Below are 24,252 nucleotides of genomic sequence, written 5' to 3' on the forward strand. Positions count from 1 at the left end.
CCGAGTCGGCAGTCTGGCGAGACGCCAAGGCCGTTCCGGGGGGGCTCCGGCCGAATGCTTCAGGTATTACATGTCGAAGTATAAACACGTGTATGAATTCCGTCGGGAATACCTGAGGAATTCGCACGATATTGTGGAAATTACGCCAAGGCGGCGCAATTCTGCCTGCCCGGCCGTCCTGCTGGACGATACCGCGAACGTTTGGTTCGTTGTACGGCTCAGGCCGGCGGTTGCCAGAGGGTGGCGTCGGCGGCGTCCACCCGCCTGGGCAGCAATCCCGCCTGCGTGAAGACGTCGGCAATGCGCTGCTGCTCGGCGATGGCGTCGCGCACTACTGGCTGCACGTCGTAACTGCGCCGTTTATTCGCCGCCTCGACGGTCGTGACGTCCAGTCCCCAGATCGGAGCGAGTTGTGCCGCGGCGTCGCGCGGGTTGGCGCGTACCCACTGACCGGTCTCGTGCAGCGTCCGGTAGACCTCGCGCAGCACGGCGTCGTGATCGCGGACAAACGCAGGCGTTGCGAGGTAATAGCGCTGATAGCCCGCGAGGCCGCGCGCGGTCGTCAGTGTGCGCACCTTGTCCTGACGTTCAACACTGGCGAGGAACGGATCCCACGTCACCCAGGCGTCGACGTTGCCACTGGCGAACGCGGCGCGTCCATCGGCAGGCGTGAGGTAGGCGGGTTGTACGTCGTTGATTCGGAGGCCGACGCTTTGCAGTGCCGCGATCAGCAGGTAATGCACGCCCGCGCCCTTGGTGACGGCGATGCGCTTGCCTTTGAGGTCGGCGAGCGTCTTGATCGGCGAGTTTTGCGGCACGAGGATCGCTTCGGCATCCGGCGACGGTGTCTCGCGTGCGACATAGGCGATGCGCGCACCTGCAGCCTGTGCGAACACCGGCACGGTGTCAGCCACGTCGGCCGAGAAATCGATGCTGCCGACGTTAAGTGCTTCGAGCAGTGGCAGCCCGCTCGTGAATTCGTGCCAGGTGAGCGTGACGTTGTGCGGCGCGAGCGCCTGCGCCAGCGTGCCGCGCGCCTTGGCGAGCACGATGAGCGTCGACGATTTCTGATAGCCAATGCGAAGCGTGATTGGCGTGGTGGCCGCGCGGGCACTGTCGCTGAGGGCCAATGCGCCTGCGGCACCGAAGGCATGTACGGCGCCGCCCGCAAGCACCACCGTGCCGGCGCGCTGGAGAAAGCGGCGGCGCTGCGGATGGGGTGGGACGACTTCGGAGGCGTGATGCGCTTGGGTGTTCTGGCGGGAATCGATCTGACGGGACATGGCGAAGCGAAAGGAATGGCCTGGACGACGCGGCAAAACACAAAGGCCGCGCATGCGAGTGAACCCTCTTGTATCGCGATGCCCAACACAGGCGCCAATAAGCGATTCGTCTTTGCATAGCGGTGCTGGCGTCATATCCATATGACCTGAGCTTGCTCGCCAGTCTCGTCAGACAAAACCAGCGCGTCACGCTCAAACCCCGCGATTTGCTCAAAAGTTCTGCAACCGTTGCGCCGTTGGTTCTAGGGAAAACCCGTAATTCCAAATGTCGATTCGCGCGAATACCGATTCGATGTCGACGAAGCAATCGTCATGCTTTCATCGCCTTACCTCGCATGCGCACCATATAGGTGCGCATGTGTTACGGCGTATTACAGGGCGCGATGTGATTTCAAAGGGGTGATGCAAAACGCGCGTCTTGTAATGAAAATCATTCTTATTTATATTCGCGGCCCAAGTCGAGTGTGACGGTCGCTGGGTTCCGGTGCGTCATTCGTCGGCGTCAGTTCCGTCTTTCTCATCTCTGCGTCAGACAACGACGCATTTCGAAACCGATCATGATGCAACGCAAGCCGCTGGCCCTGGCAATGATGGCGCTCTTCGCCACGCCACTCGCCGTTACCTATGCTTCGCCCGCCATGGCGCAGAGCGCGGACACGGCGCAACCGCAGGGCGTGGCACCGGCCGCTACGCCGTCTGCTGCGCTGCCGCAGACCGAGGTATCCGGCACGTCGATTCGCGAGGAGTATCAGCGTGACGTCTCGACCGTCGGCGGCAAGATTCCCACGGCGATTCGCGACATTCCGCAGTCGGTCACGGTGATCGACAAGGCCGTGATGCAGGCGCAGGGTGCGACCTCGTTTGCCGACGCGTTGCGCAATTCGCCGGCCATCACCATCGGCGGCGCCGAGGGCGGACAGATTGGCAACAACATCAACCTGCGCGGCTTCTCGGCGCGCACCGACATCTATCTCGACGGGTTCCGCGATCGCGGCCAGTACTACCGCGACACGTTCTATCTCGACTCCATCGAAGTGCTCGAAGGCCCGTCGTCGATGTTGTTCGGACGCGGCTCGACGGGGGGCGTGATCAATCAGGTGAGCAAGCAGGCGAACCTCAAGCCGCTCAACGAAGTCTCCGGCACCCTCGGCACGAACGACCGGTATCGCGGCTCGTTCGACTTCAACCATCCGCTGTCGGACACGGCGGCCTTCCGGATCAACGGCTTCGCGCAGGACATTCACACTACGCGCGACGTCATGAACAATCAGGACTGGGGCGTTGCGCCAACGCTCAAGCTGGGCATCGGCACGCCCACCCAGATCACCCTCTCGGCGCTGATCGAACATAACCGCGACATGCCGGACTACGGCACCGTGGGGTACAACGGCCACCCGTTGCCGATCTCCAGGAATCAGTTCTACGGCCTGACCACCGATCGCACGGTGCAGGACGTCATGAGTTTCTCCGCGAAGATCGAACACAAGGTCGACGACAGCCTGAAGATCTCGAATCAGACGCAATACAGCCGCTATGTCATCGACGCCATCGAGACGTCGTCGCATGCCGTGGGCGTACCTAACGGCTCGGGCGGCTTCACGACGCTGCCCACTGGCGCCACCGCGGGCATTCCATCGTATTCGCTCGATCAGCTTTGGGTGCAGTTGCAGAGCCACGACCGGAAGATCACCGACACGTCGCTGTTCAACCAGACCGATGTGGTGAAGACGTTCTCGACGGGACCGCTCAAGCACACGCTGATCGCCGGGGCGGAAGTGGGGCGCGATACCTACGAGAACCAGACGTATCTGCGCACGGGCGCGGGCCAGGCCTCGGGCATGCTCGGCTGGATTCCGGCCAGCAGTACGGCGTACTACTCGAATCTGCCGAACGTGACGACAAGCGTCGGCAATCTGGCGCAAGGGTCGGCGGAGACGGTCGCGTTCTACGCGAACGACACCATCGAGCTGAACAAGCAGTGGAAGATCGTGGGCGGTTTGCGCTGGGATCGATACAAGGCGCAACTCTCGAACACCATCAGCGCACCGGGTTATGCGACGCAGACGGTCAATTACACGAGCGTGCGCACGGGCGTGATCTACCAGCCGAGCGAGGCGCAGTCGTATTACTTCTCGTATGGCACGTCGTTCAATCCGTCGCTCGAGACGCTGACCGTCACGAACAACACGCAGGCCCTGCCGCCCGCGACGAACGAGTCGTTCGAAGTCGGCAGCAAGTGGAATCTGTTCGACGACAATCTCTCGATCAACACCGCGCTCTTCCAGGTCACACAAAACAACGCGCGCACGCAGACCGGCACGTCGGGCGAATACACGAACGCGGGCAAGGTTCGCATTCGTGGGGCGGAGGTGAGCGCCACGGGCCACATCACGTCGAACTGGCAGGTGATGGGCGGCTATATGTTCCTGAATTCGCAGATCGTGCAGGCGAACGACGGTACACAGGGCAATGTGCTGGCCAACACGCCGCGTCACTCGCTCACGCTCTGGTCGACCTATACGCTGGGTCACTGGGAAGTGGGCGGTGGCATGAACTACATGTCGATGCGCTATGCGGCCAATACGAATCTGATCAGCGTGGGTGGCTACACCCGTTGGGACGCCACCATCGCCTACCATCAGCCGAAATACGACATTCGATTCAACCTGCTCAACGTGTTCAACAAGAACTACTTCGACGCGTTGATTCCGTCCGACGGCGGGCGCGCGGTACCCGGTATCGGGCGCACGGCGCTGCTCACGGGAACGTATCGCTTCTGACGGGCAACGGCCGGGCTGGCTAGCGCAAGCGCCGCGTCATCGCGCCCGGCAAAAAATGCCGCACAATACGAGGCGCGAGTCGGCGGTATCAATGTATTGCCGCCTTCGCGCCTTGCGCTTTCTCGAGGAATGTCAGCCCATGTTGCTCCGTATACCGAATGTGCTCAACGCCGATCAGGTGCGCTGGGTTCGTGCCAAGCTCGATCACGCGGGCGACGCCTGGGTCGACGGGCTCGCCACGGCGGGTTATTCGGGCGCGCCCGTCAAACAGAACCAGCAAATCGATGAGCGCTCGCCCGTCGCGCACGAACTGGGTGACGTGATTCTCGGCGCGCTGGAGCGCCATCCGCTATTCATCAGTGCGGCGTTGCCGAACAAGGTCTACGCGCCGATGTTCAATCGCTACGGCGAAGGCATGCACTTCGGCAATCATGTCGACGGCGCGATTCGTCTGCAACCGGGTAGCGGCATGCGCATCCGCACCGACATTTCGGCCACGCTCTTTCTGACGTCTCCGGACGAATACGATGGTGGCGAACTCGTCATCGAAGATCAGTACGGGGCGCATCAGGTGAAGCTCGCCGCCGGCGAGATGGTGCTATATCCCGCGACCAGCCTGCATCGCGTGAACCCGATCACACGCGGTACGCGGGTCGGGTGCTTCTTCTGGGTGCAGAGTCTGGTCAGGGACGACACGCAGCGCACGCTGTTGTTCGACATGGACAACGCGATTCAACGGCTGAATGCTACGGAGGCCGACGAGACCGCGCGTCGCACGCTGGTGGGGACTTATCACAACCTGCTGCGCCTCTGGAGCGAGACCTGATCGCCGGGGTGGGGCGCCCATCCATGTCGCCATCGCTGTGCCCCTAAAAAACGCCCGGCCCTGCAGGATCGCAGGGGCCGGGCGTTTCACAACAAGCCGGGCAATCGCGCCCGGCGGCGCTGGCCTCGCGCTTATTGAGCCTGACCGGCCGGCGCCGGCGCAGGTGTTGCCGGCGCGCCCTTGTGCATCTGGCCGCGATGCTGCATCGCCTTGTCGTGCCAGGCCTTCATCTTGGCCCAGCGCGCCTTGATAGCGGTGCTCACGAGGGTTTTCTGGTCGTTGTTCAGTCCGTTGTACACGTTAAGCCACGCATCTTCCGTCTGGCTGCGAAGCTGGCGGTTCTGATCGAATACCTTCTCGCGTGCGGCTCGCATACCGGCCAGATCGAGCACTGGCTGATCCTTCGCCTGCGCAATCATCTGGCGGAACTGCTCGCCGTTCTTGCGCATGGCGTCGCGGTTCTGCTTCGACGTGTTCACGGCCTGTTGCCAGGCTTGTTCCTGCTGCGCGTCGAGCTTCAGTTGATCGTGCAGCTTGCGAATGTCACCGAGCCCCCAGGGACCGTGGTCGCCGCGCATACCGTGCATGGCGGCGTGCGGACCCGTGGCCGGCGCAGTGGCGTCTGCGGCATGGGCGACGCCGAACATCGAGGTGGCGATGAGGACTGCCGACGCGGCGGCGATCTTCAGTTTGCGCATGGTGTTGACTCCTGTTGATACTGCCGGAATTGGCAGTTTCAGAGTAAGTCATCGGCACGCCGAACACGTTGCAAAGTGCAACCGCTGTATTACTCAGCGTTACCAACGCCCGCATACGCAATATTCCGAAACGACTCGGCCCGCCCTTGCCGGCGTTCGACAAGGGCGGGCCGTCATGAGCGTCGGTGTAATGAGATGCCCGACGCTCGGCTCGTATGGGGCGTGGTAACCGGGGCGATCAGTCCCAGGCGCCTCGGCCACCGGACACGCTGTAGCGGCCGGCACCGAAGAGAATCACGCACAGGCCGGTGAGCAGGTAGAAGCCTTGCAGCTCAAGCGCCCAGCCGCCGGTCTTCGAGAGGTCGCCCAGTTGGCTCAGGTGAACCAGCGAGAAGGCGACGAGCATGTTGCCCACGACCAGCAGGCCGCCCAGACGGGTAAGTACGCCGAGAATCAGCAGTACCGGGGCGAGCACTTCGCCCAGATAGGCGCCATAGGCGAGAAAACTCGGCAGGCCGTGCGAGGTGACCATGCCCTCGATGAAGCCGACGCCGTTGATCACTTTGCTGACGCCGTGAAACAGCAGCAGGATACCGAGGGTGAGGCGCAAGATCAGTTTGCCGAGGTCGTCTCTGGTGCTCTGCATGGTGAAGGCTCCTTCTTGACTCGCGGGGTCGCGTATGGATGCGGACAGGTAACGGGGTGGCACGCACTGCGGGCAGGGCGTGCCGGCCAAATGGGCACCACTGTATCAAATCGTTACGGCGCTGTCTGCGGCTGTCTGAACGATTTCAGGCACATGGCACGCGCCGGGCACGACATGGGGATTACAAGCCGTTACTTTTCGGACTGCCCGGTTACACGACGACGGTCGGCGAGGCGCGCCTGCACTTCGTTAATCCGCATAAGGACGCGGACATTCGCTGGCAATCCCGCCAACGGCCCCGGTCCCGACGGTTCCCTGATCACGTATTCATTCCATCGTGTGCAGGTATTTCGAAAGCACTGCCCCAGTCAATAAGGATTCCATCATGAACGTTCGTAAAACGCTGATTCTGAGTGCCGTGACCGTTGCGCTTGGCGGTGTGTTCGCCTCGCAGGCATTTGCACAAAGCACCGCCACCGAAACGGCGCGCGACATCCAGCAGCAACAGCGCATCGAGAATGGGCTCAAGAGCGGCCAGCTTACGACCAAGGAAGCGTCGGGTCTTGAGAAGGGCGAAGCGAAGATCGATCGCATGCAAGCACACGCCGATCACACGGGGGATACCGCTGCCGAGAAGGCGCGCATCGCCAACGCACAGAACAAGGAGAGCGCGAAGATCGATCAGCTCAAGCACAACGCCCGCGTGGCGAATCCCACGACCCCGTCGTCCGAACGCATGCAGGCCGATGTGCAGCGCAACGTCAATCAGGAAAAGCGCATCGCCCAGGGGCAGGCTGCCGGTACGTTGAACAACCGTCAGATCGGCAATCTTGAACGCGGTCAGGCGCACGTCGACACTGCTGAGGCTCACGCAGGCAAGAACGGCCACGTAAGCCATGGCGAGCAGGCAGGTATCCAACACCGCGAGAATCATCAGAGCCAGCGAATTCATCAAGACAAGACGAACGGATGAGTTGCCGCTGATTGCCGATGGCAGGCTTGACCTTAGCGCCACCCTTTGCCGGGTGGCGCTGTTGTTTTGGGGCTATCATCGGCGTCACAACAACGTTGGAGGATGCTCAGGATGGAGCTGGTGCAAGCGCAGAAGATGCTCGATGGACTCGTCTCGCCGTGGGTGCGGCAACTGAATCTGCAAATCGAGGCGACCGGGCCGGAGCAAAGCGAATTGCGATTGCCGTTCGACGCCGCGTTCAAACACGGCGGCGGTGTGATCTGCGGGCAGGTGTTCATGGCGGTGGCCGATACGGCAATGGTGGTGGCGCTTTCGGCCGCGCTTGGGGGGTTCCAGCCGATGACGACCGTCACGCTAAATACGCAGTTCATGCGCCCGGTGACCGAAGGCGATTTGCGCGTGATCGCGCGAATTCTGCGTCGGGGCAAGAATCTGGTGTTCGGCGAGATCGAGATCTTCGATGCGTCGGGCAAGATGGCCGTACACGCCACGACCACCTATGCGCTGCTCTGACTGCTCTGAGCATGTCGCTGCGCGGCGCGCAGCGTCGATAGCGTCGATAGCGATATCACCGAGGGGGCCAAGTGTTCGATCAGATCGTATTTGCCGGCGGCGGCAACCGCTGCTGGTGGCAAGCGGGATTCTGGGAGCGCGTAATGCGCGAGGTGCCACTGCGCCCGCGCGTCATCACCGGGATATCGGCCGGTGCGGCCACGGCGTGCATGCTGCATATGCGTGCGTCGGACTGGGTGATGGATTACTACCGGCAGGCCCTCGCGAGCAACCGCAAGAATGCTTACTGGGGCAATCTGCTGCGCCGTGAGCGGGTATTTCCGCACTACCGCATCTACCGGCAGGCGCTGCTCGATATTTACGATGGGCAACTCGACAAGCTCGCCGCCGGGCCGGAGATTCGCGTGGGCGTGTCGCACATTCCGCGCTGGCTTGGGCCGCGCACGGCAACGGCGGCAGGGCTGATGGCGTACAACATCGACAAGCATGTACGCCGCACGCTGCATCCGACGTTGGCGCGCCGACTTGGCTTCACGCCTGAGTTCGTGCGCGCGCAGGATTGCCGGTCCACCGAAGAACTGGCCGATCTGATGCTGCAGTCGTCATGCACGCCGCCGTTCACACCGATTCTGCGGCGCGGCGGGCGAGCGGTGCTCGATGGCGGCATGGTCGACAATGTGCCGGTCGATGCCCTCGATGCCACGCCCGGACAGGTGCTCGTGCTGGTCACGCGGCGCTATCCGCGTCCGCAGATTTTTACCCAGCATCATGGTGGGCAGGATCGGTTATATGTGCAGCCGTCCGTGCCTGTGCCGATTTCCAGTTGGGATTACACGCGCCCGGACATGATGGGCCCGGCATTTGCGCTTGGCTGCAAAGACGGCGAGACGTTCCTGCGTCATCTTGAGACGATGAAGTAGGCCGAGTCTCGCCAGTGGGATCGGCGCAACGCGCCGGTGACGCGACCCGCCTAGCGGCCGAAGCCGAGCAGCGCGGCCGGGTTCGCGACGTGCGCGCGGTCGCCGTTCAGGAAGTCGACGATGTTCTGGAAGGCCACGCGGAAATACAGCTCGTAGCTTTCCCGTTCGACGTAACCGATGTGGGGCGTGCACACGCAATTCTCGAGGCGCAGCAGCGGGTTGCCTTGCAGAATCGGCTCGCTCTCGAAGACATCGATGGCCGCCATGCCGGGACGGCCGCGATTGAGTGCCGTGATCAGCGCGTTTTCTTCCACCAGCTCGGCCCGGCTCGTGTTCACGAACAGCGCAGTCTGCTTCATTTGCAGCAGATCTTCGAGCTTGACGAGATGACGCGTCTCGTCGTTCAGACGCAGATGCAGCGAGAGCACATCGCTTTGCGTGAAGAGTTCTTCCTTGCTGTTCGCCACGCGCAGGCCGTCGGCCGCAGCCGCTTCACGCGACCCCTCGCGGCCCCACACCATCACTTCCATGCCGAAGGCCCGGCCATAGCCTGCCACGAGCCGGCCGATCTTGCCGTAGCCCCACAGGCCCAGCGTCTGGCCGCGCAGCACCTGACCCAGACCGAAGTTCGGCGGCATGCTCGATGACTTCAGGCCCGATTGCTGCCAGGCGCCGTGCTTGAGGCTGGAGACATATTGCGGAATGCGACGCTGGGCGGCCATGATCAGCGCCCAGGTGAGTTCGGCCGGTGCAATGGGGGAACCCACGCCTTCGAGCACGGCCACGCCACGGGCGGTGCAGGCGTCGATGTCGATGTGATTGCCGGCGCGTCCGGTCTGGCTGATGATCCGCAGACGCGGCAGTTTATCGATGAGTTGCGCCGTGATGGCGGTGCGTTCGCGAATCAGCACGAGCACTTCGGCTTCGCCGACGCGGGCGGCAAGCTGCCCAACGCCTTTGACCGTGTTGTTGAAGACCTTGACGTCATGACCGGCCAACAGGGAGAAGCAGTCGAGCTTGCGAACGGCGTCCTGATAGTCGTCGAGAATGGCAATTTTCATGGCAAAACGTAATCGGATCGGCGCGGGACTGCGAAGCCCTGCGCGGACGGAACAATTGTCGGAGGCCGCCGCACTGGCGGGCGTTCTGGTCGATGACACGGACGACGTCTATCGGGGCAAATTCCCCGTCGCCCTTGTTGCGACGCAGCACCGGCGCGATTTGTGCGGTGGTATGCTGACGCCTCGTTTTGCATAGTATGGCAGGTGTCCTGGCAACCATGGCGAAACCGCCTCAACACGATGGCAAAAAATCGAATCCACCCCGCAAACGCAAGTCGGACCTGGTGAACGAGACGCTTGAAGCGCACGTATCGGTGCGCGTGTTGCCCCCTGCCTTCCTGCGTGTGTTTTCGCGTGCGTCGACAGACGCACAGCACGCTCCTTACTTCTCGCGGCCTGAGCCTGCAAGCGCTCGCATTTCCCGCGCCCGCAGCCATAGCCGGGGCAATTTCGCCCATCCGGTATCCCCAACCGGATGGACTGCCCGGCGATGCAAGGTGCCCGCGCGACGGACGCCCGTCGTCCGCATCGATTTCTCGACTCTGCATGGAGACAACCCCCATGACGCAAGCCAGTGTGAGCGCCAGTGCGCTCAACGCCTCCTCCTCGTCCAATGTCGCCACCCGTGATCTGCCCGCCTGGGTGCGTCACCGCAAGCTGATCGACTGGGTATCGCGCATCGCGGCGATTACGCAGCCTGAGCGTGTCGTCTGGTGCGACGGCTCGCAGGAGGAATACGACCGTCTGTGCGAACAGATGGTGGCCGCCGGTACGATGAAGCGGCTCAATCCCGCCAAACGTCCGAACTCATTCCTCGCGCTGTCCGACCCGTCGGACGTGGCGCGTGTGGAAGACCGCACCTTCATTTGCAGCGAAAAGCGCGAAGACGCCGGTCCGACCAATCACTGGATCGACCCGCGCGAAATGCGAACCACGCTCGACGGCCTGTTCGACGGTTGCATGCGCGGCCGCACGATGTATGTCGTGCCGTTCTCGATGGGGCCGCTCGGTTCGCCGATCGCCCACATCGGCGTGGAACTGTCCGACACCCCGTATGTGGCAGTGAATATGCGCATCATGACGCGCATGGGTCGCGCCGTGTACGACGTACTTGGCGCCGACGGCGAGTTCGTGCCGTGCGTGCACACGGTCGGCAAGCCGCTCGCCGCCGGCGAGAAGGACGTGGCTTGGCCGTGCAACAACACGAAGTACATCGTTCATTTCCCGGAAACGCGCGAGATCTGGAGCTATGGCTCGGGCTACGGCGGCAATGCGCTGCTGGGCAAGAAGTGCTTCGCGTTGCGCATCGCCTCGAAGATGGGCCGCGACGAAGGCTGGCTGGCCGAACACATGCTGATTCTTGGCGTGACCTCGCCCGAGGGCAAGAAGTATCACGTTGCGGCGGCGTTCCCGTCGGCATGCGGCAAGACCAACTTCGCGATGCTGATTCCGCCGAAGGGATTCGACGGCTGGAAGGTCGAGACCATCGGCGACGACATTGCGTGGATCAAGCCGGGTCGCGACGGCCGTCTGTACGCGATCAACCCGGAGGCCGGCTTCTTCGGCGTGGCCCCGGGCACGAGCGAGAAGACCAACCCGAACGCGCTGGCAACGCTCGGCGAGAACGTCATCTTCACCAACGTGGCGCTGACCGACGATGGCGACGTGTGGTGGGAAGGTCTGACCGACACGCCGCCCGCACATCTGATCGACTGGCAGGGCAAGGACTGGACGCCGGAGAGCGGCAAGGAGACGGGCCGCAAGGCAGCGCATCCGAACTCGCGTTTCACGGCACCGGCGTCGCAATGTCCGTCGATCGACGCCGACTGGGAGAACCCGGCCGGTGTGGCCATCGACGCATTCATCTTCGGCGGCCGTCGTTCGACGACCGTACCGCTGGTGACGGAAGCGCGCGACTGGACCGAAGGCGTATACATGGCCGCGACGATGGGCTCGGAGACGACCGCCGCTGCCGCAGGCCAGCAGGGTGTGGTGCGTCGCGATCCGTTTGCCATGCTGCCGTTCTGCGGCTACAACATGAGCGACTACTTCCAGCACTGGCTCGACACCGGCGCGCATCTCGACAAGGCGGGCGCGAAGCTGCCGAAGATCTACTGCGTGAACTGGTTCCGCAAGGGCGCAGACGGCAAGTTCGTGTGGCCTGGCTTCGGCGAGAACATGCGCGTGCTGGCATGGATGCTCGGCCGTATCGATGGCACGGCGCAAGGTGTCGAAAACGCATTCGGGATCACGCCGCGTTACGAAGATCTGAACTGGAACGGTCTGTCGTTCACGCCGGCACAGTTCGACGACGTGACCTCGATGGACCCGGCCGCATGGCACGAAGAGCTGAAGCTTCACGCCGAGTTGTTCGACACGCTCAAGCATCACCTGCCGCAAGCATTGCTCGACACGAAGGCCGATATCGAACGTCGTCTAAAGGCGTGATTCGCCCTGGACGATTGGCGTAGCAATGCGCTGATCGTTTGCGATTGCCGGCATTGCCGGTAGCACTATCGCGATGTGCACGACGATCCCACCGAGGGAGACTTCGGTGGGATTTTTTATTGCCTTGTGATCCTTCCGAAAGCTGCGCCGTGCAAGGGGCTGGGCGGTTTTCGAAAGCGTGCCGGTGCTAGCATTTCCTGTGCCGTCCGAGTGTTCGATTCGGACGGAAAATTGGGTTGATGAACGCAGGGAGGGGCTATGCACATGATGTTGATTGAGGGGATTGATGAACCGCTGATGAGATCGATTCGATCTCGCGCGGCATTGCACGACAGAACGCCGGAGGCGGAGGTGCTGGCAATTCTGGATAACGTAGCGAGACTTCCGGGATTCCGATGCATCGGAGACGCGATCATGCATTTCCCCAACGTCGGGCTTGACAGCGATTTCGAACGTGTCAATTGAGCCAGTCGAGTACCGCCATGTATCTGCTCGATACGAACGTGATCAGTGAGTGCAGGAAGTTGGGGGGAGGCGACGTGGGTGTGCAACGATTCATTCGCCACACCACGCGAAACGCGATACCCCGCTACCTATCGGTCGTCACGCTCGGGGAGCTGCGACGTGGAGCGCTCCTGCTGCGTCATCGCAATGACCCGCATCAGGCGACGCTTGTGGACAATTGGGTGACGATCGTGCATCGAGATTTTCTTGAGCAGATTCTCCCCGTTGATGTGAACGTCTGTAACGTGTGGGCACGCCTGAGGGTGCCACATCAACAGCATCCTATCGATAAGTTGATTGCGGCGACCGCATTGGTTCACAAGCTCATCGTCGTCACACGCAACGTCAAGGATTTTTCCAACACCGGCGTGGAGGTATACAACCCGTTTCAGCAGTAGATCGATGTCGGGCGATGGCCCATGTCGAGACCTTACAACCGGTTCTCTACCGCGAATTTGATCAACTCCGCTTGCCCTTCGATGCCGAGCTTGCGCTTGATGTTGAGTCGATGCGTCTCCACGGTTCGGACCGACAGATCCATTTCCGTCGCAATCTGCTTGTTCGCGAGTCCACGGGCAATGCGCGTGAGAATTTCGCGTTCGCGAGGTGTGAGCGAATCGATGGGGGCGTGCGACGTCGAAGCCTGCACCACGCGTGCGGCGATGGCGGCGCTGTAGTACGCGTCACCGCGAGCGACCCGTTCGATCGCAGTCACGATCTCGTGCGCCGGCGCATCTTTGAGTACGTAGCCGCGTGCACCGGCACGAACTGCCTGGCGCACATATTCGGCGTTGTCGTGCATCGAAAGGATCAACACGGCGATGTGCGGAAATTGCTCCCGGAATTGCGCCGTCAGTTCAATGCCGTTCGTGCCGCGCATGCTGATGTCCATCAGCGCGAGATCGGGCGACGATGTTTTCGCGCGCGTGAGCGCTTCCTGCGCGTTGCCGGCTTCGCCCACGACCTGAAGGTTGGGAGAGGCGTCGAAGCGCGAACGCAGTCCGTCGCGGACAAGCGGGTGATCGTCGATCAGTAGCAATCGGATAGGGGGGGCTTGCGTCATTTGCGTGAGGTTGCACGAAGTGCCGCTTTCACGGCGGCGGGCGTGAGGGGCACCCACGCGCTGATGGTGGTAAGGCCCGGCCACGACTGAATGCCAAGCACGCCACCCACGGCATCGAGACGCTCGCGCATATTGCGCAGGCCAATACCGTGGCGGGGGTCGTGGTGCACGTCGGACACGTCGAAGCCGCGTCCGTCGTCGGCTATCGACAGATGAATGCCGTCGGATTTGAAAATCAGCAGGATCGAAACGCGCGACGCCTGCGCATGGCGCTCGATGTTGGTCAACGCCTCCTGCGCGATGCGATAGAGCATTGTCTTGATGTTGTCGTCCAGCACGGGCGCGTTGCCTTCGACATTCATTTCGACGGGCAAGCCGGCGTGCGACCCGAATTCCCGAGCGAGTTGATCGATGGCGGCGGCCAGACCGAGATCGTCGAGCATGGCCGGGCGCAAGGCTTGCGAGATGCGTCGGACTTCGCCGAGCGTGCCGTTGAGCCGGTCGATCGCGATGCCCAGCGTAGTGCTCGCTGCGGCGGGTGAGCCCGGCAATCGCATCGATGCCGACTCGAGCAGCAACTTGACCGAGACGAGGAGCTGACTGATGCCGTCGTGCAATTCGCGCGAGATACGGGATCGCTCGAGTTCCTGCGACTCTACGACCTGCCGCGCCAGTTGGCGCAGCTTTGCGTCGGCAGTCTTGAGTTCGGTGATGTTCACAACGAGCCCGCACAAGCCCACGATGGCCAGGCACGATGATGCGATGAGCGTGATCCAGATCAGCGTGCGGTCGATGTTCGACTGCGCGCGATCGTCCGACTCGCGCAATGTCGCCTCGACGTCGTCGAGATAAATGCCCGTGCCGATCATCCAGTTCCAGCGCGGCAGGGCAATGACATAGCCGAGCTTCGGTGTCATCTGCTGGAGAGATGGCTTCTCCCACGCGTATTGCACATAGCCGCCGCCCGCGCGTGCCGCTGCGATCAACCGTTGAATCGTGGGGGCGCCCGACTCGTCTTTGAGCGACCAGAGATTGTGCCCGACCAGCTCGGGTTGACGCGGATGCATCAGGCTGCGGCCTTCGAGATCGTAGACGAAGAAGTAGCCGTCCTTGCCGAACTCCATGCGCGCAAGGGTGGCCAGCGCCTGTTCGCGCGCGGCGGGGGTGTCGGGGCCGTCGTAGAGCGGCTCGATGGCGTTGCGCGCAAGGCCCACGTAATGCAGCAGCTCGGCCCGCTTGTTGGCCAGCGATGTGGTCTGCACGGCGTCGTGCTGCGCGCGCGAAAGCTCGATGCCTTGATGTCGCACGGCCAGCGCGATGGCGACCATCGCCAATGCGACCGGCAGCAACGCCAGGACGAAAAATTTCTGTCGGAGATTCATGACATTCGAAAAGCCTGCAATGCCGTGTCTTACAGCATCGCGCTACGTAATAGCACGTAGCGTTCCTGCGTAGTTTCGCGCTTGTGGCGCGATGGGCAAACGCCAATACTACACGCCGAATCGTGGCCGGGGCTGCCGAGTGTAACCCGCAGGTTACGCACAAGGTCACCGCCGCTTGCGATACGCAGACCCCCGAAAGAGGAGGGGCGTTCGCAGTGAGTCACGATTCGGGGCGTCTCGATGACGCCGACCAAGAGGCGGGACAGTGTCGCAACGGCACTGTGCCGGGTTGCTGCCCACAGGAGGCAGTTCCGAGGAGAGACAATGAATCGCATCTGGCAACAACTGCCCTGGGCAGCGGTGGCCGTCGTCGGCGCGTGCGCGCTTGGCACGGTGGCACTATCGCGCGGCGAAACCGTCAGCGCACTCTGGATCGTGATCGCAGCCATCTGCGTTTATCTGATCGCTTATCGTTTCTACAGCAAGTTCATCGCCACGCGCGTCGCGCAGCTTGACGGCACGCGCATGACGCCGGCCTGGCGTCACAACGACGGGCTCGACTACGTGCCGACCAACCGCTACGTGCTGTTCGGTCACCACTTCGCTGCGATTGCCGGTGCCGGGCCGCTCGTCGGCCCGGTGCTTGCCGCGCAGATGGGCTATCTGCCAGGCATGTTGTGGATCCTCGCCGGGGTGGTGTTCGCCGGTGCGGTGCAGGACTTCATGGTCCTGTTCATCTCCACGCGTCGCGACGGCCGTTCGCTCGGCGATCTGGTGAAGTCCGAACTCGGCATGATTCCCGGGGTGATCGCGCTGTTCGGCGCGTTCCTCATCATGATCATCATTCTCGCCGTGCTGGCGCTGATCGTGGTCAAGGCGCTCACGGGTTCGCCGTGGGGCACGTTCACTGTCGGGCTGACGATTCCGATCGCGCTCTTCATGGGCATCTACACGCGCTTCATTCGCCCGGGCCGCATCGGCGAAGTGTCGATCATTGGCTTCGTCATGCTGATGGCCGCGATCTATTTCGGTCAGAGCGTGCACGACAGCGCGGCACTCGCACCGCTGTTTACGTTCGACGGCAAGCAACTCACCTGGATGCTGATCGGTTACGGTTTCGTCGCGTCGGTGTTGCCCGTGTGGCTGCTGCTGGCGCCGCGCGACTATCTGTCGACGTTCCTGAAGATCGGCACGATTCTGGCGCTCGCCATCGGCATTCTGGTGGTCGCGCCCGAACTGAAGATGCCGGCGCTCACGCAGTTCGTCGACGGTAGCGGTCCGGTCTGGTCGGGCAAGCTGTTCCCGTTCCTCTTCATCACGATCGCGTGCGGTGCCGTGTCGGGCTTTCATGCGCTGATCTCGTCGGGTACCACGCCCAAGCTGCTCGATAACGAAGTCAACGCGCGCTTCATCGGCTACGGCGGCATGTTGATGGAGTCGTTCGTGGCCATCATGGCGCTGGTCGCCGCATCGGTGATCGACCCGGGTGTGTATTTCGCGATGAACAGTCCGGCCGCCGTGATCGGCACCACGCCGGAAGCGGTGGCGCAAGTCGTCTCGGGCTGGGGCTTCTCCATTACGCCCGACGTGCTGACGGCCACCGCACACGCGGTTGGCGAGAACACGATCATCTCGCGTGCCGGTGGCGCACCGACGCTGGCCGTCGGCATGGCGCACATCCTGCATCAGGTCGTGGGCGGCGAAGCGATGATGGCGTTCTGGTATCACTTCGCCATTCTGTTCGAGGCGTTGTTCATCCTGACGGCAGTCGATGCGGGGACGCGCGCCGGTCGCTTCATGCTGCAGGATCTGCTGGGCACGTTCGTGCCGTCGCTCAAGCGCACGGAGTCGCTGCCCGCCAACCTGATCGCCACGGCGCTGTGCGTGGCAGCGTGGGGTTACTTCCTTTATCAGGGCGTGGTCGATCCGCTCGGCGGCATCAATACGCTGTGGCCGCTGTTTGGCATCTCCAACCAGATGCTGGCCGCCATCGCACTGATTCTTGCAACGTGCGTGCTCTTCAAGCTCAAGCGTGAGCGCTTCGCCTGGGTGACGATCCTGCCGACGCTGTGGTTGCTCGCCTGCACGCTTACGGCCGGATGGCAGAAGATGTTCGATCCGGATCCGAAAGTCGGCTTCCTCGCTCACGCCGCGAAGTATCAGGCCGCACTTGCCGACGGCAAGCTGCTCGCTCCGGCCAAGTCGGTCGCGCAGATGCAGCAGATCGTGTTCAACGACTACGTGGATGCCACGCTCGCCGGTGTCTTCATGTTCGTGGTGGTGGCCGTGGCAGTCTTCGGTCTGCGCACGATCCTCACGGCACGTCGGGCCAACAAGCCGACGGCTCGCGAAACGCCGTTCGAGCCGATGCCGGCCGGACGTCAGGTCTGAGACCGGGGAGACCGCCATGTTCGATGAAGTCGGTAAGGTCGGCCGCTACCTCGGACAGGCCATGCGCCTGATGGTCGGCCTGCCCGACTACGAGACCTATGTGGCGCACATGCGCGCCACACACCCGGATCAGGAGGCCATGAGCTACGAGGCCTTCTTCCGCGAGCGGCAAGAGGCGCGCTACGGCGGCAAGAGCGGGGGACGGTGTTGCTGAGGTCTCCGTGGCCTAGGCAATCTAGACGTTGTGAATGACAACGCCCGGTGGCATTCCCACCGGGCGTTGTCTTTTTGCGAGAGACGGGCACTGCTGTTCGGTTACATCACCTTTGCGCAACGTGCATTGGCCGCGCTGCGGCGATAGCGATCGAAGACCTGCGCCACGACACGTACCAATAGGCGCCCCGCAGGCAGGACGCGTAGCCCGTGGGCATCGATGGCGACGAGGCCGTCGGCTGCCAGATCGGCCAACTCGCCGAGTTCGCTCGCGAAGTAGGCGACGAAGTCGATGTCGTATGACTGCTCGATGTCGGCAAAGTCCAGCGACATGCGGCACATCACGCGTGAAATGACGTCACGCCGGATAACGTCGTCTTCATCGAGACGCACGCCACGCGTAACGGCGAGTCCGCCCGCATCGATGGCTTCGTAGTACGTCTTGAGCGTCTTCGCGTTTTGCGCGTAGCTATCGCCCACCCGGCCGATCGCCGACATGCCCACCCCGACGAGGTCGCAATCCCCGCGCGTGCTGTAGCCCTGAAAATTGCGATGCAGCGTGCCGGCGGCTTGGGCACGCGCCAGTTCGTCGTCGGGGCGGGCGAAGTGGTCCATGCCGATGTACACGTAGCCCGCGGCCGTCAGCCGGGTAATGATCGTCTGTAACAGCGCGAGCTTTTGCGGCCCGTCGGGCAAGGCGTCGGGCAAGCAGCGTTGCATCTTGAATTGCTGCGGCAGGTGCGCATAGCTGAAGACCGAAAGGCGTTCCGGCGACATCTCGATCACGGCGTCAAGCGTGGTCGAGAACGACTCGGGGGTCTGATGTGGCAAACCGTAGATCAAGTCGAAGTTGACGGACCGGATGCCACAACCTCTTGCGGCATCGAGCGTGGCTTCGACCAGCGCACGTGGCTGCACGCGGTGAATGGCTTCCTGAACGCGAGGATCGAAATCCTGAACGCCGATGGATAGGCGATTGAATCCCAAGGCACGCAAGGCGCGAATCGACGCCGGACCCGCGCTGCGGGGATCGATCTCGATGGAGTATTCGGCACTGTCGTCGGGGGGGATCGAGAATTGACGGCTGATGACGTCGATGAGCGAGGCGATCTGTTCGAGCGAGAGGAAGGTGGGGGTGCCGCCACCCCAATGCATCTGCGCGAGCGTGCGACCGGCCCCGAGCAACGACGCCTGACGCGCAATCTCCGCGTGCAGCCGTTCGACGTAGGCATCGGCGTGGGCGCGATTGCGGGTGACAACCTTGGTGCATGCGCAGTAGAAGCACACGGTGTCGCAGAACGGCACATGGAGGTAGAGCGAGAGCGGCTTGCCGGTGCGTTTGGACTGGGCCGCGGCACGCGCATAGTCGCTGGTGCCGAAGTCGTCGCGGAATTGCAGTGCCGTTGGGTACGAGGTGTAGCGCGGTCCGTTGACGTCGTAGCGCCCGAGCAGTCGCGCATCGACATGCATTGGGGCAGATGGGGGAACAGGGGCCGTTCGCCGCGCCGCGCGGGTTGCGCATCGCGATGCGCTCTGGCCTTCGGTCGACGCGTGCGAGGTGCAGCCCGGGCAGGGCGAACGGGTATGCGGTTCGCCGCAGGCCAAGAGGTTGGCGCAAGGCGTCGGCAAAAGGGGGAGGGCGGGCATGACGAAGCCTGTAACGAAAGGTGATATTCGACTGTAGCCTCGCGGTGAACGGCACGCCCTGACCTGCATCAAACCTCCCGCTGGCGACCGAAAACCCGCAAGGAACTTGCGCTCGCGGGGCGCGATTGCCATCGAAACTGCGTGAAATCGGGCATGAGACGCAGATTCGGCTGTGAGAAGGCGCATGCAACACGCTAGCCGTGCACTCAAATCATTGCCGCGACAGGCAATTTTTGGCCGTCTACGGTAAGCTAGCGTCTTATTGACGTCTCCCCCGCCGTGTCGACACCCCTGGCGGCACGCGCGCGGCTCTCCCGGAACGGTTCGGGGTGGCGCCGGCCGGTGCCCGCGGGTATCTGCCAGTGCCGGTGAATCACCGGTCCGCCCATGCTCGTTTTTGCCGGAACGACGCGGCACATCACGATTGGAAAGAACATGGACCGACTGCAATCGATGCGCGTTTTCGTCAAAGTGGCCGACAACGGGAGCTTTGCCCGCACGGCTGCCCAGATGGATCTGTCGGCCGCCGTGGTCACGCGGCACGTCGCAGAACTGGAATCGCATCTCGGCGTTCGTCTTCTCAACCGCACCACGCGCAGCCTGTCGCTGACCGGCGCCGGGCAGGTGTATCTCGAACGCTGCCGGCAGATCATCGACGAAGTCGACGAGGCCGACGCCCTCATCTCCAGTGCATCGCGCGATCCAAAGGGCACCCTGAAGGTTGTCGCACCGGTCTCGTTCGGCTTGCGAAATCTCGCCCCGTTGGTCAAGAAATATCAGGAGATGCACCCGAAGGTGGTGGTCGACCTCACGCTGACCGATCGCGCGATCGATCTGGTGGAAGAGGGCTACGACTGCGGCATTCTGCTTACCCGCATGATCAACAGCGAAAGCCTGATCTCGCGTGTGCTTGCCGAAACGCGCGTGATGTTGTGCGCATCGCCCGCGTACATCGCCGAACACGGCGAGCCGGTGACGCCGCAGGAACTGGGCGAGCATGGCGTGCTGGGCTTGCCCAACGACTTCTGGAGCGACGACCGCGTGTTCTCCGGCCCGGACGGCGAAGTGCGCGTGCGAGTGCAGAACAAGTTCATCTGTAACAACACGGCATTGTTGCGCCAGTCGGTGCTGCTCGGACACGGCATCGCTTTCCTGCCGTCGTACCTCGTGGGCAACGACGTGCGCGATGGCGATCTCGTGGCGCTGCTGCGCAATTTCTCGCAGACGCCGGTCGATGTCTCGCTCGTCTACCCGAGCCGCAAGTATCTGTCGGCCAAGACGCGCGGTTTCATCGATCTGACGGTCGAATACTTCCGTCAGAACGAAGGCATCTCGGCTGCCGAGCGCTGGGTGCCGCCCAAGCTGCCGTCGCCAACCACGCCGAACGCCGAAATTCAGGTGTGATGTCGTTTGCGCCGCCAGATGGCAAAACGGCCACTCCCGTGAGGAAGTGGCCGTTTTTCATTGCCCCCTGACATCCGGGGCAATGCGCTGCCCAACTGGCTTAGAACGGTGCGTCGTCGTCGTCGAAAGCGGCGTCGTCCGATGCACCGGCAGCCGGCGTTGCGGCCGGTTTGGCCTTCGCCGTCGTCTTCTTGGCCACGGCTTTCTTCGCCGGTGCCTTGGCGGCAGCGGTCTTCGCTGCCGTCTTGCGGGCCGGCGCCGCCTGCTCGTCACCCTCGGCGTCACCCGCCTTCGCGGCTGTCTTCTTCGGGGCCTTCGCCTCGAACTCGAAGCCGATCTTGCCGTCCTTCTGCTGGGCCAGATAGGCCTTGAACGTGCGGCCGGTGCGCGACGACTTGAAGTTCGTCAGCAGATCCGTCTTGCCCTCGGTGAGCAGCTTGTGGATTTGCTCACGCGTGATTTCCTGCTGGAGAATCACCTTGCCGGAGGTGAAGTCGCAGGTCTTCGGGTTCGCGACGGCGTTCTCGCAGACATACCGCATGCCGTGCTCGAAGACGCGTCCGCCGCACTTCGGACACTTGCCGACCGGCTCCTGTCCTGTGAAGTCGGGGGCTTCGCCGTCTTCGTCGCCGTTGTCCTGACCGAAGTCGAACTCGAGCTTGTAGCCCATTTCGTCGTCGGGCGAGAGCTTGAGAATGGCCGAGAACGGACGTCCCATCTTGCTGCGGAAACCCGACAGCGGTCCGATCGTCTTGTTCTTGAGCAGTTCCTCGACTTCCGGGATCTCGAATTGACGGCCGCCCGGGATCTTCGAGATCGAGAAGCTGCAATTCGTGCATGCGAAACGGCGGTAGTTCTCTTTGACCACGCCGCCACAATGCGGGCACGGTGTAGTGAGCGTTGCGTAGTCGCCGGGGATCGTGTCCGAGTCGTATTCCTTCGCGCGTTTGACGATGGTCTGCGTCATTTGCGCGATTTCGTGCATGAACTCATCACGCTTGAGGCCGCCGCGCTCGATCTGTGAGAGCTTGGCTTCCCATTCGCCCGTGAGTTCTGGCAACGTGAGTTCATCCACGCCGAGGCCGCGCAGGAGCGTCATCAACTGGAACGCCTTGGCCGTCGGATGCAACTCGCGGCCTTCGCGCACGAGATACTTTTCCGTCAGCAAGCCTTCGATGATCGCCGCTCGCGTGGCCGGTGTGCCGAGTCCCTTACCTGCCATCGCTTCGCGCAACTCACCGTCTTCGACCAGCTTGCCTGCGCCTTCCATGGCGGAGAGCAGCGTCGCTTCGCTGTAGCGTGCGGGCGGCTTGGTCTGCAGGCCAACGGCTTCCACCTTGTCCACACCGACCTTTTCGTCTTTTGCGACCGGCACGAGGTTCGGCTGGTCTTCCTTGCCGTCCTTGTTGTCTTTCCCGTCGCCCGCACCTTCCTTGCCGTAGATGGCGAGCCAGCCGGCGTTGACCAGCACCTTGCCTTCGGTCTTGAAATGATGACCGACCACTTCCGTGATGCGGGTCGTGACCAGCGACTCGGCTGCCGGGAAGAACACCGCCAGGAAGCGCTTGACCACGAGGTCGTACAGCTTCTGCTCCGGCTCGGAGAGGTTCTTCGGCGCTTGCAGCGTCGGGATGATGGCAAAGTGATCGCTGATCTTGCTGTTGTCGAAGATCCGCTTGTTCGGCTTGACCCAGTCCTTTCTCAGGACCTGGTCAGCGAACTGATGGTAATTGTTGCTCTCCTTGAGCACGGCCATCGTCTCTTTGACGGTGTCCAGATAGTCTTCCGGCAGGGCGCGCGCGTCGGTACGCGGGTACGTCAGCACCTTGTGCTTTTCGTAGAGCGCCTGCGCCAGACCCAGCGTGTTCTTCGCGGAGAAGCCAAAGCGACTGTTGGCTTCGCGCTGCAGGCTCGTCAGATCGAACAGCAGCGGCGAGAGTTGCGAGGTCGGTTTCGATTCTTCCGTGACCGTGCCATGCTTGCCACGCACTGCGGCCACGACCGATTCGGCCGCCGCCACGCTCCAGAGACGCGAGTCGCGCTGTTCCGGATCGAATTCGTTGCGTTTGAAGTTCGGGTCGAACCAGCGGCCTTCGTAGAAGCCGGCCGAAGCGACGAACTCGGCCTTCACTTCCCAGTAGTCGCGCGACACGAACTTGCGAATCTTCTCTTCGCGCTCGACCACGATCGACAGCGTCGGCGTTTGCACGCGACCGACCGTCGTCAGGAAGAAGCCGCCGCCCTTGCTGTTGAAGGCCGTCATGGCGCGCGTGCCGTTGATGCCGACCAGCCAGTCGGCCTCGGCACGGCTGCGCGCGGCGTCGGCCAGCGGCAACATATCGTCGTCGGTACGCAGACGCTTGAAGCCATCGCGAATCGACTGCGGCGTCATCGATTGCAGCCACAGACGCTTGACCGGCTGCTTCGCCTTCGCGTGCTGGGCAATCAGACGGAAGATCAGTTCCCCTTCGCGCCCCGCGTCACAGGCGTTGATCAGGACATCGACGTCCTTGCGCTTGATGAGGCGGGTGAGTACCTTCAGGCGCGATTCGCTCTTGGCGATCGGCTTGAGGTCGAAATGGGGGGGAATCACGGGAAGGTTGGCGAAGCTCCACTTGCCGCGTTTGACTTCATAGTCTTCCGGCGCGCCGATTTCGACGAGGTGGCCAACCGCCGACGAGACGACGTAATCGTCGCTCTCGAAGTACTCGTCATGCTTGGTAAAGCCGCCCAACGCCCGCGCGATGTCATTCGCGACGGACGGTTTCTCGGCAATGATCAGAGCTTTTGACATGACGTTAGGTAATGTTGAGGGGGTGTCGCCAAGCGACATTCGTTGGCTTTATAACATATAGCCAATCCGGCGTTGCCGTCGGATCGGGCACAAGGCGTGCCTGAAAGCGGCACATCATAAGCGCGTCGCAGGCCGGCGGCAAGCGTGGTGCCGGCAGCGTGGCGCGAGGGTTGTGGTGCGGCGACATGCCCCGTCCGGCGTTCCCGTCGTGCGGCTCCGGCAGACGTTATCGGGCAAGGAGGTGCTCGCGCAGTGCGGGGGCGATGACGGTGGCGTCGCCCAACACGTCGGCGTCGAGCATACGCTCAAGAATGCCGATGGCAGGCAGCACCGGACCGAAGAAACGTGCCTGCCCGGCCGGCTGCGGCGCATCCTGAACCAGCAAGGTCGGGAAATTTTCGATGTCGTGATCGTCCAGCCAGTCGGCGTGGGTCTCGATGTCCACCCAGACGAAACACAATGCCGGATGGCTGGCCGCCAGTTGCTCGAACGTCTGCGCGTATTCGCGGCACGTACCGCACCACGCGGCGCACAAACAGGCCACGAGACGCGTGTTGCCATCGGCCAGCGCGGCGGCCAGCGCAGAACGGTCGGCGACGGGATCGAAAACAGGCATGGTGTCGGGAGTATCGGTATCTCGGTATTGGGGGAGTGCGCTTTTCTGCGGTGCCCGGGGGCTTGCCGGCGCAGAACTCGCCGCCGGCTC

The 24,252-nt window shown here is 62.7% G+C and carries 19 protein-coding genes; 10 read left to right on the forward strand and 9 right to left on the reverse strand.

Going from position 1 to position 24,252, the window contains the following annotated elements; all coding sequences use genetic code 11:
- Positions 1–218: 218 nt before the first annotated feature.
- Positions 219–1,283 (reverse strand): aliphatic sulfonate ABC transporter substrate-binding protein, encoded by a 1,065-nt coding sequence (locus PI93_RS00765; protein WP_080759480.1) that lies wholly within the window; start codon positions 1,281–1,283, stop codon positions 219–221.
- A 557-nt stretch (positions 1,284–1,840) separates the two neighbouring features.
- On the opposite strand from PI93_RS00765, the gene PI93_RS00770 reads away from it, so the two are divergent.
- Positions 1,841–4,063, forward strand: coding sequence for a TonB-dependent receptor (locus PI93_RS00770; RefSeq protein ID WP_039375032.1), 2,223 nt, complete (start codon positions 1,841–1,843; stop codon positions 4,061–4,063).
- 139 nt (positions 4,064–4,202) lie between these two features.
- A complete protein-coding gene (locus PI93_RS00775; protein ID WP_039375033.1) occupies positions 4,203–4,889 on the forward strand; it encodes a Fe2+-dependent dioxygenase in 687 nt (228 codons plus the stop codon).
- Between the two features lie 131 nt (positions 4,890–5,020).
- On the opposite strand, the gene PI93_RS00780 is transcribed toward PI93_RS00775, so the two are convergent.
- Complete coding sequence (locus PI93_RS00780) at positions 5,021–5,587, reverse strand: periplasmic heavy metal sensor (protein ID WP_039375034.1); 567 nt, start codon at positions 5,585–5,587, stop codon at positions 5,021–5,023.
- A gap of 238 nt (positions 5,588–5,825) precedes the next feature.
- Positions 5,826–6,233, reverse strand: a complete 408-nt coding sequence (locus PI93_RS00785; protein ID WP_039375037.1) for a DoxX family protein — start codon at positions 6,231–6,233, stop codon at positions 5,826–5,828.
- A gap of 385 nt (positions 6,234–6,618) precedes the next feature.
- Between PI93_RS00785 and PI93_RS00790 the strand changes: the two genes are divergently transcribed.
- From PI93_RS00790 to PI93_RS00800, 3 genes are all read left to right on the forward strand, one after another.
- Positions 6,619–7,206: a hypothetical protein gene (locus tag PI93_RS00790; protein ID WP_039375038.1), complete on the forward strand. Its 588-nt coding sequence runs from the start codon at positions 6,619–6,621 to the stop codon at positions 7,204–7,206.
- A gap of 111 nt (positions 7,207–7,317) precedes the next feature.
- Positions 7,318–7,719: a PaaI family thioesterase gene (locus PI93_RS00795; protein ID WP_039375039.1), complete on the forward strand. Its 402-nt coding sequence runs from the start codon at positions 7,318–7,320 to the stop codon at positions 7,717–7,719.
- A 71-nt stretch (positions 7,720–7,790) separates the two neighbouring features.
- Complete coding sequence (locus PI93_RS00800; protein ID WP_039375040.1) at positions 7,791–8,639, forward strand: patatin-like phospholipase family protein; 849 nt, start codon at positions 7,791–7,793, stop codon at positions 8,637–8,639.
- Between the two features lie 50 nt (positions 8,640–8,689).
- Here the strand turns inward: PI93_RS00800 and PI93_RS00805 are convergent, their stop codons facing one another.
- Positions 8,690–9,700 carry a D-2-hydroxyacid dehydrogenase family protein gene (locus tag PI93_RS00805; protein WP_039375044.1) on the reverse strand — a complete coding sequence of 337 codons (1,011 nt, stop codon included), beginning with the start codon at positions 9,698–9,700 and terminating at the stop codon, positions 8,690–8,692.
- Between the two features lie 561 nt (positions 9,701–10,261).
- On the opposite strand from PI93_RS00805, the gene PI93_RS00810 reads away from it, so the two are divergent.
- Together PI93_RS00810 and PI93_RS00815 are read left to right on the forward strand one after the other, a co-directional pair.
- Positions 10,262–12,148 (forward strand): phosphoenolpyruvate carboxykinase (GTP), encoded by a 1,887-nt coding sequence (locus PI93_RS00810; protein WP_039375046.1) that lies wholly within the window; start codon positions 10,262–10,264, stop codon positions 12,146–12,148.
- 482 nt (positions 12,149–12,630) lie between these two features.
- Positions 12,631–13,050, forward strand: a complete 420-nt coding sequence (locus tag PI93_RS00815) for a type II toxin-antitoxin system VapC family toxin (RefSeq protein WP_039375050.1) — start codon at positions 12,631–12,633, stop codon at positions 13,048–13,050.
- Between the two features lie 32 nt (positions 13,051–13,082).
- Here PI93_RS00815 and PI93_RS00820 read toward each other — a convergent pair whose 3' ends face one another.
- Both PI93_RS00820 and PI93_RS00825 read right to left on the reverse strand, forming a co-directional pair.
- Positions 13,083–13,715, reverse strand: a complete 633-nt coding sequence (locus tag PI93_RS00820) for a response regulator (protein WP_039375051.1) — start codon at positions 13,713–13,715, stop codon at positions 13,083–13,085.
- Positions 13,712–15,097 carry a cache domain-containing protein gene (locus PI93_RS00825; protein WP_039375052.1) on the reverse strand — a complete coding sequence of 462 codons (1,386 nt, stop codon included), beginning with the start codon at positions 15,095–15,097 and terminating at the stop codon, positions 13,712–13,714. The genes PI93_RS00820 and PI93_RS00825 overlap by 4 nt, the downstream gene beginning before the upstream one ends.
- Positions 15,098–15,421: 324 nt before the next feature.
- Between PI93_RS00825 and PI93_RS00830 the strand changes: the two genes are divergently transcribed.
- Together PI93_RS00830 and PI93_RS00835 are read left to right on the forward strand one after the other, a co-directional pair.
- Positions 15,422–17,488 carry a carbon starvation CstA family protein gene (locus tag PI93_RS00830; RefSeq protein ID WP_039375053.1) on the forward strand — a complete coding sequence of 689 codons (2,067 nt, stop codon included), beginning with the start codon at positions 15,422–15,424 and terminating at the stop codon, positions 17,486–17,488.
- Positions 17,489–17,504: 16 nt separating this feature from the next.
- A complete protein-coding gene (locus PI93_RS00835) occupies positions 17,505–17,702 on the forward strand; it encodes a YbdD/YjiX family protein (RefSeq protein WP_039375054.1) in 198 nt (65 codons plus the stop codon).
- A gap of 101 nt (positions 17,703–17,803) precedes the next feature.
- On the opposite strand, the gene hemN is transcribed toward PI93_RS00835, so the two are convergent.
- The gene (gene hemN, locus PI93_RS00840; protein WP_039370269.1) at positions 17,804–19,171 is read right to left on the reverse strand and encodes an oxygen-independent coproporphyrinogen III oxidase; all 1,368 of its coding nucleotides are present in this window, start codon (positions 19,169–19,171) and stop codon (positions 17,804–17,806) included.
- Between the two features lie 612 nt (positions 19,172–19,783).
- Here hemN and PI93_RS00845 point away from each other — a divergent pair.
- On the forward strand, positions 19,784–20,752 hold the full coding sequence (locus PI93_RS00845; protein ID WP_039370273.1) for a LysR family transcriptional regulator: 969 nt from the start codon (positions 19,784–19,786) through the stop codon (positions 20,750–20,752).
- Between the two features lie 100 nt (positions 20,753–20,852).
- On the opposite strand, the gene PI93_RS00850 is transcribed toward PI93_RS00845, so the two are convergent.
- A complete protein-coding gene (locus PI93_RS00850; protein ID WP_039370276.1) occupies positions 20,853–23,546 on the reverse strand; it encodes a DNA topoisomerase III in 2,694 nt (897 codons plus the stop codon).
- 226 nt (positions 23,547–23,772) lie between these two features.
- On the reverse strand, positions 23,773–24,162 hold the full coding sequence (locus PI93_RS00855) for a thioredoxin family protein (protein WP_039370279.1): 390 nt from the start codon (positions 24,160–24,162) through the stop codon (positions 23,773–23,775).
- Positions 24,163–24,252 lie beyond the last annotated feature (90 nt).

The organism is Pandoraea fibrosis, assembly GCF_000807775.2.
GTDB classification, from domain to species: Bacteria; Pseudomonadota; Gammaproteobacteria; order Burkholderiales; family Burkholderiaceae; genus Pandoraea; species Pandoraea fibrosis.